Below are 10,964 nucleotides of genomic sequence, written 5' to 3'. Positions count from 1 at the left end.
GCTGGGCAGGACGAACATAACCCCAGCACAACACACCCAAAAACCACCCATCCCACCCCCAAAAAAGCACACATTTTGTCGCTTAAGTCGACACGCCGAGAAAAGCACACATTTTGTCGCTTAACCCTAAAAATAAAAAGGGGCCCCGGGGTGGTTCGGAACGGCCTCCGCGCCACCCTGGCCCCTTCACATAACGATACTACGCGAGTTGTTTTCCGTCGACATCTTGAAGCGCAGTGCAATGACAGAACCGCCCGTGCGGGCCGTGGACCCCCAGCGGGGACCAACCAACACGGGCGGTTGTCGGTGCTACAAACTACTTCTCAGCCGTCGCAGCAACCTCCGGCTTCGCAGCCTCGGACTCCTCGGACTTCGGAGCCTCAGCCGACTTACCAGACGAACCATAACGCAACGTGTCATTATCCGTCGCCTCACCCAACTGGTACGACGACGTCGACTCCTCCTGACCACAAGCACGCAACACCGCATCACCAATCAACAAACCAGCAGTAATCACGCCCAGCGCACCAGCAGCCACACCAATCATCTGCGAATTCTCAACCGCAAACGCACCCTGCACACCAGCAGCACGCGACGCACGATCATGATCATAAATACCCAGACCCTGCTGAATACGATTATTCGCATCCTGAATCGCAGCATTCAACTGACCACGCACACCCTCAAGACCCGGAATGTTCACCTGGGACAGGATGCCCAACGGAATCAGCAGCAACAACGGCGAAGCCAAACCAACCAACGAAGCAATACACTTCGGATCAGACGAACCAACATTCACATCACCCTGACCAGCGCCAGCGTTGGCGTTGCCCTGGGCATTGACGCTGACGTTGATCTTGATGGTGCCGTCCTCATCAACAACGCCGTTGCCCACCGGGGTCACGTGGATCTCAGTGGTGCCGCCCGGGATAGCGCCCTTCTCGATGGTGTGGGTGCCATCGCCGTTGTCCTTGATCTTGTCCGGGTCGATCTGCGTGCACTTGCCAACCTTGTCGCAGCCCTCGACGATGAAGTCGCCCTTGCCCTCGACGACGATGGTGATGGAACCGTCGGAGCCGCGGCCGGTGTTCGGGTTCCAGGTGATCTCCGGAGCCGGGATGGAGGAACCACCGGAGGTCTCCGGGATCTCGGCCTCGATGATGCGGACCGGGTTGCCGTTGCTGTCGCGCTCCTCAATGAGCACGGTGCCCGACTTGTTCGGCAGGGCCTTGATGTTGATGTTGCCCGCCTTGTCCGGCTCCGGGTTCTCAATCAGGTCGTAGCCACGAACCACGGTGAAGGTGTTGCCCTTGCCCGGGTTCACCTTGGTCTCGATGTCTCGGTCCAGGACGCGGCGCTCCTCGCGGAAGGAGAGCTCGTTGCCCTGGCCGGTGATCTCGATGTTGTGGCGGTTGACAATCTCACCCTTCTTGTTGGTCTCCACAACAACCACGTGGTTGCCGGAGGTGCCTTCCTTCGGGGTGAGGACCCACTGGCCGTCCTTCTCGGTGACGTCAACGAACTCTTCGCCCTTGATCACCTTGTAGGTGTTCTCGTTGCGGATGGTCACGGTGAAGTGGCCCAGCTCGGAGACCTTGAAGGAGCTCTCGCCGTTGGAGCCATTGCCGGCGCCGTTACCGGAGACCGGGGTGATGTCCAGGACGTAGCGTTCCTTGGCGCCGTTCGGCTTGGTGAACTCGACGACGGCCTTGCCCTCGGCGCCCTCGACCGGGTTGACGGTGATCTGGTCGCCGTTCTCGGTAACCTTGATCAGGTCCTTGCCTTCAACAACCTCGTAGGTGGAGCCCTCCGGCGCGGTGAGCTTCAGCTCGGAACGGTCGGTGATCTCGTAGTTGTACTCGCGCGGAGCGACCGGGGTGACGTCGAGGATCCAGCGCTGGATCGGCAGGTCGCGGGAGTTGCGCAGTTCGATGACAACCTGGCCCTCAGCGTCGGGCTTGAAGTCGGTCGTGTACTGGCCGTCCTTGTCGTTGGGCAGGGTGTTGAGCAGGTTCTCGCCGGAAACCACGACCAGGCGCTGCAGGTGGGAATCACGGGTGATGTTGATCTGGGAAGTCGCCTTGACGTCCTGCTTACGCTCCTTGGCCTCGCTCGGCGTCACCGTGATGGTGTAGCGGACCACGACCTCGTCGCCGAGGCGCTCCTCAACCACGACGGTGCCCTCGAAGCCCGGCTTCGGCATGACACGGGTGATCTCCTTGCCGTCCTTCTCCACCACCGCGGTGGTGACGTTGTCAGCACCCTCCGTGACCTTAATCTCGTGGTCCTCGGCACCCTTGGTGATCTCTACGGTCTGGCGGTCCTTGATCTCACGTTCGACCTCCTGGGTCTCGACCTTGGTGCGGTTGCCCGCGATGATGGTGTAGACGCCAACCAGGATTCGCTGGCCGTCGACAATCTCGTAGAGGTTGGCAACGATGACGCCGTCGCCGGAGGCCTGGATCTTGTTGGTGTCACCGGTCAGCTTGATGGTGTCGCCCTCGACGGCCTTGCCGTTGACGGTGGCGATGTCCTGGCCTTGCTTGAACTCCAGCTCGTACTCGCCGTCGGCGGTGTTGAGCTCGGCAGCCTCGTCGGTGTTCGGCTGGATGTTTGCGGTCTCGACGTCGACGAGGACGTTGGTGCCCTGGCGGACGTCCAGGGTGAACTGGTAGTCGTCGCCCTTCTCGTCCTTGGCGGTGATGACCACCTTGCCGGTCTTGTCGGCCTTCGGGGTCAGGACCCAGTTGCCGTCCTTGTCCTTCTCCAGGGACTCGACGATGTCTTCGCCCTCTACAACCTTCGGCTCGCCAGCAATGTTGTCCAGCTCGAGGACGTAGTTGTTGGAGTTACCAATCACGCGGTGCTGGTCGTACTTGCTGTCCGCAGCGATGTTGATGATGTAGTTGTTCTCGTTGCGCGGAGCCTCGCCCGGCTCGTGCACCGAGATCTTGGCGGTAGCGCTGAGGACCCCATCGTTGGGCTTGACGGTGATCTTGCCGTCCTTCTCGCTGGTGGTGATGTAGTTGCCACCCTCGGTGATCTCCCACTCCCAGCCCTGCGGGACCGGGATGGTCTGGGTGTGGCCGGCGATGGAGACGTTGAAGTAGTGGTTGTTCACCACAACGTCGGTGGTCTCGATCTTCTTCTCGGCCTTGTTGATCACGTGGATCGTGTACTCGTGGCGGTTGCCCTCACCATCGACGACGACGACGCGCACATCGCCCTCGCCCTCCTTGACCGGGGTGATGTCCAGGCTCTTGCCGTCCTTGGACTTGGTCACCTTGACCAGGCCGTTAGAGTCGTCGACAAAGTCGATCTTCCAGTTGGTCAGCTTCTCCACCGGGATGACGCGGGTGTCCTTCTTCTGGGAGAAGTTGAAGGCGTACTTGTAGGACCGGAAGAAGCGCTCGACCTCGATGGTCTTCTCGCTCGTCTGGTGCGTCTCGTTCTTCACCGTCGTGGTTGCGGTGACGGTGGACGGCTGGGCGGTGACGGTCTTGGTGGAGGTCGTCGCCGGGCGGGTCTGCGTCTCGGTGACGTACTTCGGCTCAGCCGTGACGGTTGCAACCTCGGTCTTCGCGTCGTCGGTTGCCGTAGCGGTGGCGGTGGCCTTCTCGGTCACGGTCTTCACCACCGGGGTGCCCTTGCGCACGGTGACGGTGCGCTGTGGCAGCGTGGTGGTCTCGGTGACGGTCTCGGTGTCCTTGCGCTCAACCTCGGTCACCGTGGTCCGCGGGGTGACGTTCTCGGTCTCGGTACGGGTCGGCTCGACCGTCTTGGTCACCTCAGCCTGCGGCTGCTCCCACTCGGTGACGGTGGAGGTCGGGGTGACGGTCTTGCGTGCGGTCTCGGTGACCGGCTGCTCAGTGACCGTCTTGGTGTAAGTGTTGCCCGGGACGGTCTCGGTCTTGGTCACCACCTCAGGGGTCTCGGTAACGGTGGTGGTCTTCACCGTCACGTTCGGGCCCTTCGGGTTCGGGTCGTAGCCAACCAGGCCCGGCTGTCCGATGGTGATGAGGCGCTGGGTCGTGCCTTCCTTACCAAGCTCGTCGCTGATGTTGTAGTCGCGCGGGACCAGAACGGTGACGTACTCGCCGTCCTGGACCTTGCTGGTCGCTTCCTGGAAGGAGTCGCTCTTGCGCAGGACGTACTGGGACTGGCCGGAAACAGCGCCGCTCTGCTTGCGCACCTCAAAGCCGGTCCACTGTGCGAACTCCTCCTTGGTGATCTCGGGGAAGCCGCCGGTGGTCTCCTTGTAGTCACCGTAGATGTAGCCGCGCTGCAGGTTCAGCGTCTCCTTGTGGTTGGACAGGAGCGCCTGCAGGGCGAAGTTCAGCTTCGCGGCCTGCTCCATGTCGCCCTTGTTAAACGCGTCAAGCATGCGCTTGGTGCCGGCGATGGCGGCGCGCTCAATATCCGGGTTGATCTCCAGGTTGCCGCCCTGCTCACCGTTGTAGCCGTACAGGCCGGAAACGCCGTCGAGCTTGCGCAACACGTAGGGCGAATCCTGCTGCGGAGCGGGCTGCGCAAAGTCAATGCACCAGCCCGGGCCGAAGTTGTTGGCGTACATCAGGTGCGCCTGATTAAACGCACCCTGCTTGTAGCCAATGTTGGAGTTGAACTGCTTAGCTGCCTGCTGCTCATCTGCAGGAAGCTGGGAATACTTGCTCGTAACAGCAATGTCTGCGTGCGCGGACGGGGTAGCAACGACAGTTCCACCAGCGACGACGGCGGTGGAGATAAGCGCGGCCATGACGCGCTTCTTAAGATGTGCGTTTTGCAACGGCTCAATCCTTAAAAACTTGACGGAGATATTCGAAGCAGCCTGGAGATCTCCTGAACACGGATCTTCACACTGACAGACTTTCATTCAATCACAACAATTTCGTGGAAAGTAGTCCACTATCACCACAGACACCGCGAAAACCCCACCACAACACGCACAGCCACACCCAAGCCAACACAGCAACGCGTTGACCTCGGCATTTACAACCTGACAAAACCCCAAAAAAGTTTGCGTGATATACACCACATTTCCGCCCCACCCCCGCCGATAGGCGCAAACCCCACCCAAAAACTTAAAATCAGCACAGAAAGCCGCCGACACGCCCGCGGTCCCGGGCCCGGAAGCAAGCGGGTCTGGAGAAAACAGAAAACCCTGCACCGTGCACGGTACAGGGTTTGACCTGTGGAGCATAGGAGAATCGAACTCCTGACATCCTGCTTGCAAAGCAGGTGCTCTACCAACTGAGCTAATGCCCCATTGCCGAGACTCTATATATTATAGCGTCCCAGTGGGCCTAGCAGGAATCGAACCTGCGACCTCATCGTTATCAGCGATGCGCTCTAACCGACTGAGCTATAGGCCCTGGCAACGGATAAGAATATTACGCACCGTCGCCATAACCACCAAATCGGCTGGTGGGGGCGGGTTTTTGGGGCGGTTACGTGGCGTCGATAAGCACCCCAAAGCCCCGCCGAACCTACCGTGCGCGGTTGGACATAGTGTAGGTGACGCCGCCAACCAGATCCGCGATGCTGTTGTAGATCACCACGGTCAGCGGCGCCATGATCGCGGTGAACACCACGCCGATCAGGCCCAGCAGGCCCGCGGCGGAGAGCACGATGGTCATGTCGATGGCCTGGTCGCCGCCGACGCCGCCGATCAGCGAGTTCACCGACTCAATCACGCCGGCCTGCTCGAGGCCGAAGTAGACGATCGTGATGCCCAGCATCCACGCGACGAACCCGATCAGCGCCAGGATCGTCGCCACCTTGAACACGGAACCCGCGCCGACGTTGCGGATGGTTACCTTTCGTGCGGCCATCGCCTACTCCTCACCCTCGGCGTCGTCGGGGGCCCCGCTTATCGACGATTGCGTCGCCTCCTGGGCCTCTTCAAGGGTTTTCTCGCCCTTCGCCACCGCGGTGGCCTCCTCTTCGCCGGAGTCCTCGACGTTCTTGTCGATGGCCAGCAGCTCGACGTCGTCGCCAAGATCCACCAGGCGCACGCCCATGGTGGCGCGCGAGGATGGGCGGATCTGGTTGACCTCGGTGCGGATCACGCCGCCCGCAGAGGTGATGGCAAAGATCTGGTCGTCCTCGTCCACCGCCAGCGCGCCGATGAGCTTGCCGCGCTTCGGGGTGTACTTGAACGTCATCACGCCCATGCCGCCGCGGCCCTGCTGGTTGTACTCCTCGATGGCGGTGCGCTTGCCGTAGCCGCCGCTGGTAGCCACGAGCAGGAACTCGCCGTCCTGCACCACCGTCATGGCGAGCAGCTGGTCGTCGCCGCGGAAGCGCATACCCTTCACGCCCGCGGTGGCGCGGCCCATCGGCCGCAGCTGGTCATCATCTGCAGGGAAGCGGATGGCCTGGCCCTGCTCGGAGACGAGCAGGAGGTCGTCGTCGTTCTGCGTCAGCGCGGCGCCGATTAGGGCGTCGCCCTCGTTGAGGTTGATGGCGATGAGGCCGGCGGAGCGCGCGGACTCGTAGTCCGTGAGGCGGGACTTCTTCACGCGGCCATCGCGGGTGGCCAGGACCAGGTACGGGGCGTCCTCGTAGGACTGGATCTGGATGATCTGGGCGATCTTCTCCTCCGGCTGGAACTCCAGCAGGTTCGCCACGTGCTGGCCGCGGGCGGTGCGGCCAGCCTCCGGCAGCTCGTACGCCTTGAGGCGGTAGACGCGGCCGAAGTTGGTGAAGAAGAGGATCCAGTCGTGCGTGGAGCAGATGAAGAAGTGCTTGACCACGTCGTCCTGCTTCAGCTCCGCGCCACGCACGCCCTTGCCGCCGCGCTTCTGGCTCTTGTAGGCGTCCACCTTCGTGCGCTTGGCGTAGCCGGTGGAGGTGATGGTGACCACCACGTTCTCGCGGGCGATGAGGTCCTCCTCCGTGACATCGCCGGTGGCGGCGACGATGCGGGTGCGGCGCTCGTCGCCGAACTTGTCCACGATTTCCTTGAGCTCCGTCGCCACGATCTCGCGCTGGCGCTCCGGCTTGGCCAGGATGTCCTTGTAGTCTGCGATCAGGCGCTCGATCTCCGCCAGGTCGTCCACGATCTTCTGGCGCTCCAGGGCGGCCAGGCGGCGCAGCTGCATGGCGAGGATTTCGTTGGCCTGGATCTCGTCGACGTCGAGAAGCTTCATGAGGCCCTGGCGCGCATCGTCCACCGTCGGGCTGCGACGGATGAGCGCGATGACCTCGTCCAACGCGTCGAGGGCCTTGACCAGGCCGCGCAGGATGTGGGCGCGCTTCTCGGCCTCGTCGAGACGGTACTGGGTGCGCCTGACGATGACCTCGATCTGGTGCTTCACGTAGTAACGCAGCATCTGGTCCAGGCGCAGGGTGCGCGGCACGCCGTCCACGATGGAGAGCATGTTGGCGGAGAAGTTCGTCTCCAGCTGCGAGTGCTTGTACAGGTTGTTCAGCACCACGCGAGGCACAGCGTCGCGCTTCAGCTTCACGACGATGCGCATACCGATGCGGTCCGAAGACTCATCATCAATGTCGGCAATACCGGCCATCTTGCCCGCATTCACCTGATCCGCAATGTTGTGGATGAAGTTATCCGGGTTCACCTGGTACGGCAGCTCCGTAATCACGATGACCTGGCGGTTGCCCACCTCCTCGATCTCCGTCACGCCGCGCATGCGGATGGAGCCACGGCCCGTGGTGTAGGCCTCCTTGATGCCCTTGTCGCCCACGATCAGGCCGGAGGTGGGGAAATCAGGACCCTTCACGCGCTCCAGCACCGCGTCGAGCGTCGCCTTCTCGTCCGCGTCGTGGTTGTCCAGGATCCAGTAGATGGCCTCCGCCAGCTCGTTGAGGTTGTGCGGCGGGATGTTGGTGGCCATACCGACCGCGATGCCGTTCGAGCCGTTCATCAACAGGTTCGGCACACGCGACGGCAGGACCGTCGGCTCCTGCGTCTTCGAGTCGAAGTTGGGGGCGAAGTCCACGGAGTTCTCGCGGATGTCGCGCACCATCTCCATGGCCAGCGGGGTGAGCTTGCACTCCGTGTAACGCATTGCAGCCGGGCCGTCATTACCCGGCGAGCCGAAGTTGCCCTGGCCGTCCACCAGCGGGTAGCGCATCGCCCACGGCTGCGCCATGCGCACGAGGGTGTCGTAGATGGCGATGTCGCCGTGCGGGTGGTAGTTACTCATGGTCTCACCCACGGCCTTCACGCTCTTCACGTACGAGCGCTCGGGGCGGAAACCGGCGTCATACATGGCGTAAATGACGCGGCGGTGCACCGGCTTCATGCCGTCGCGCACCTCTGGCAGCGCGCGGCCCACGATCACGCTCATCGCGTAATCGATGTAGCTGGTTTGCATCTCCTCATTGATGTCAATGGGTTGGATGGCGTCGAAGTTGCCGCCACCCGTGGTGTCGTCGCTCATTGCTCACCTTTCTTATTGTGCTCACGTGTAGTTTACCGGCCCTGTGACGCGTTGCCGCGCTGAGCAGTGGTATCAAAGTGGTATGGCTATGACACTCCGGCTCACCACAGACGAGGACAAAGCGCTCGTGCTGCTCGCCTCCGCGTGGGGCTGCTCCAAGCAGGAGGCCGCCCGCCGCGCCGTGGTCACCTCCGCGTCGCGCCTGCTTGACGACGCCACCGTCACCGACCTCGCACGCTCCCTCATCCCCGGGTACAAAACTATGGAATCGCGCATCAGGCAAGCGCGATGAGGGGTTTTAGCGCCGAGCAACTTTTAGCCATTGCCGATGAGTACTGCGCCTATACGGGTGCCCGGGTGCGCTCCTTCTCTGCCCTGGTTGCTTGTGCTTCCGTCCCCGGTGCAAGGGTGCATGGGGTGCCTGTATGTGCCACTGCTGAGCAGGCTTCGGAGGAGCTAGCCGAAGCGGTGCGGAGGATGCAGCCCTTAAGCACTGAGAATTCCGGCTTCGCGGAAGTGGCCGCGGAGGTGTATCGGCGGTGGGCGGGGTTGGCGCCGTGACATCGTCGACCACAGCAAACGCACAGGTGAGCGTTTCCGCAGGTCGTGGAGCGCTGTATTTGTTTCCTATGCGAAATTTGTCACAAGGTCCGGCGCAAAATCCCCTCAACACTCTCGGGCAACCTGGCTAAAGTCCCCTCGGCGAAGCGCAGCACCTGCCACCCCTGCGCAACCAGCTCAATCTGGATCAGCGAATCTAAGGTACGTTGCTGCTTGTCCCAGTGGTGCGCGCCGTCGTACATCAGCCCAATCTTGGGTTCCATAAGGGCAAGGTCCAGGTCAGTGACCCGCTTACCCCACCTATTACGGATCACCACCTGCTCGGCCAAGGTCAGCCCATGCTTCTGCGCTACCGGCGTTGCTAGCAGGCGCATCTCGGTTTCCTTTGGCGAGTCTGCCAGCGCGCTCGACGCACCCAACACCTGGGACAGCCACCGCCTATCCAGCCTGCGGGAGGCACTGATGCGGATGGATTCGGGGGTGAGGTTGAGGAAGCGCCGTGTGGCGTCGATAAGCTGCACTGCACGTGTCAGCGCACTGGCGTCAAAGGTGTGCCAGGCCGACTCTCGGCGGCGGATACTTAGGAGCGCGTGGACCGCGGCAAGCGGAGGGGCTGCTACAGATATGGGCTGACCCGCACACATGACGGTCCAGGCCTCATGTTCGCGCAGCTTGAGCCGCCAGAGTGCCGGGGTGTATTGCGTCGCCGGCCGGTTCTTGCGGATTCCGGGGCCAACAAGCACAGTGTCGCAGGCATCCGCAAAGAAGGGCAGGCCGTAAAGCGCCAGCGCGCCCATGCCGGTGACCGTGGTGCCAGGGTGCGACAGCGCGTGGGCCACGGCGCGGTCGGTGGCGGGCACGGAGTAAGCAATCCCGCGTGGGTGATGCCTTGCTGCGTGCGCTACCAAATTCGGCTCGCGCAGCATCGTCGCCGGCAGCGAAAACTCGCGGTTGATTGGCTCCCCTACCGCCCCGTGCACCATGTGCAATCCCGCCATCGTGTGCATCCCATTGTGTAGCTTCGCCATACCTATTAGACGCAGCGAGCGACGCGCCGGTTCCCCCACACCCGCGAACGGAATAGAGTGTTGTGCATGAGAAAACGCTCCCTTGCCGCGCTGACCGCGGCCGCTCTCGCCATCGCCGTCCCCGCGCCCGCGCACGCAGGTGTGTCCGAGCTGTCGTCGGGTTCCAGCACGTCAAGCTCGGGGAGCTCGAAAATTCCGGAGGGCAAGGTCCCCGAAGATGGCCCGCAGGTCCCCGAACAGCCACCGCTCGGCAGCGCCTACACCGGCTCGGCCCCGATCTCCCTGACCATCGCCGCCCTGGCCACTTTTGTATCGGTGCAGTTGCTTATCGACGCCATCCCGCCCCTCCGCCAAGCCGTCGACCAAATTGCCAACCAAGCCGGCCTGAGCCACGTCTACGGATCCTCCGAGGGCAACCGCATTTTCGACGTCCCTGCCTGGATCAAGGCCGTCGAGGACGCCGGGTACCCGCTGCCGCAGCTCCCCCAGCTGTAGCGTGGCCGCAACCGCCGTGCTAAATTTGGCACGGTTGTGGTTGCAGTGACTCATGTGACTCCTGTGTTTCGTTTTGCTTTGTGCGGAGGCGCACGGCGACGGTGCAGCGGGCGAGGTGACTGTGGCGGAAGAGCCGCAACAGCCGTGCCCATCGGCACACGTTAAGGGCGACCCTGGGGGTGGGTCGCCCTTTTGCATGGGCGCGCCGAGCTGGGCTCCGGTTTGAGGGCCTATGTGGCTGGCTCGGCATGCCTTCGGGGGTGCCTCCGGGTGCCATTCGCCTATTTGACGAGGACAGGATGACGAGGATGCGAGCGCCGGGCCTGCGGATGTTTTGTTGGAGTGCCCGTGGGCTTGTGTGTTGTTGTTTAGACTCCAAGTGCTTGGCGGTGTTCGGCGATGGTGGCATAGCCGTTGCCTAGCGTCGACTTCAGCCTGGTGTGGGTGTAGAAGTCGATGTAGTTGTCAATAT

Annotated in this window: 6 protein-coding genes and 2 tRNA genes; 2 read left to right on the top strand and 6 right to left on the bottom strand. The window is 62.4% G+C overall.

What is annotated here, in order from left to right; all coding sequences use genetic code 11:
• Positions 1–316: 316 nt before the first annotated feature.
• The 5 genes from OVO38_RS12240 to gyrA all read right to left on the bottom strand — a co-directional run bounded on the left by OVO38_RS12240 (position 317) and on the right by gyrA (position 8,408).
• On the bottom strand, positions 317–4,786 hold the full coding sequence (locus OVO38_RS12240; RefSeq protein ID WP_267208675.1) for a hypothetical protein: 4,470 nt from the start codon (positions 4,784–4,786) through the stop codon (positions 317–319).
• A 406-nt stretch (positions 4,787–5,192) separates the two neighbouring features.
• A tRNA-Ala gene (locus OVO38_RS12235) sits at positions 5,193–5,265 on the bottom strand.
• Positions 5,266–5,298: 33 nt separating this feature from the next.
• Positions 5,299–5,372 (bottom strand) — tRNA-Ile (locus tag OVO38_RS12230).
• Positions 5,373–5,486: 114 nt separating this feature from the next.
• Positions 5,487–5,831, bottom strand: a complete 345-nt coding sequence (locus OVO38_RS12225) for a DUF3566 domain-containing protein (protein ID WP_095278682.1) — start codon at positions 5,829–5,831, stop codon at positions 5,487–5,489.
• A 3-nt stretch (positions 5,832–5,834) separates the two neighbouring features.
• Positions 5,835–8,408: a DNA gyrase subunit A gene (gyrA, locus tag OVO38_RS12220; protein WP_267208674.1), complete on the bottom strand. Its 2,574-nt coding sequence runs from the start codon at positions 8,406–8,408 to the stop codon at positions 5,835–5,837.
• Between the two features lie 82 nt (positions 8,409–8,490).
• On the opposite strand from gyrA, the gene OVO38_RS12215 reads away from it, so the two are divergent.
• A complete protein-coding gene (locus OVO38_RS12215; protein ID WP_095535524.1) occupies positions 8,491–8,700 on the top strand; it encodes a CopG family transcriptional regulator in 210 nt (69 codons plus the stop codon).
• 349 nt (positions 8,701–9,049) lie between these two features.
• Here OVO38_RS12215 and OVO38_RS12205 read toward each other — a convergent pair whose 3' ends face one another.
• Positions 9,050–9,967: a hypothetical protein gene (locus tag OVO38_RS12205; protein WP_267208672.1), complete on the bottom strand. Its 918-nt coding sequence runs from the start codon at positions 9,965–9,967 to the stop codon at positions 9,050–9,052.
• Positions 9,968–10,063: 96 nt separating this feature from the next.
• Here OVO38_RS12205 and OVO38_RS12200 point away from each other — a divergent pair, with 96 nt between their 5' ends.
• Positions 10,064–10,492, top strand: coding sequence for a hypothetical protein (locus OVO38_RS12200; protein WP_267208671.1), 429 nt, complete (start codon positions 10,064–10,066; stop codon positions 10,490–10,492).
• Positions 10,493–10,964 lie beyond the last annotated feature (472 nt).

This window comes from Corynebacterium sp. Marseille-P8863, from assembly GCF_946902955.1.
In the GTDB taxonomy this organism is placed as follows: Bacteria; Actinomycetota; Actinomycetes; order Mycobacteriales; family Mycobacteriaceae; genus Corynebacterium; species Corynebacterium gottingense.
Note: the sequence above shows the minus strand (reverse complement) of the source record. Positions and strands in the feature narration are given on the sequence as shown.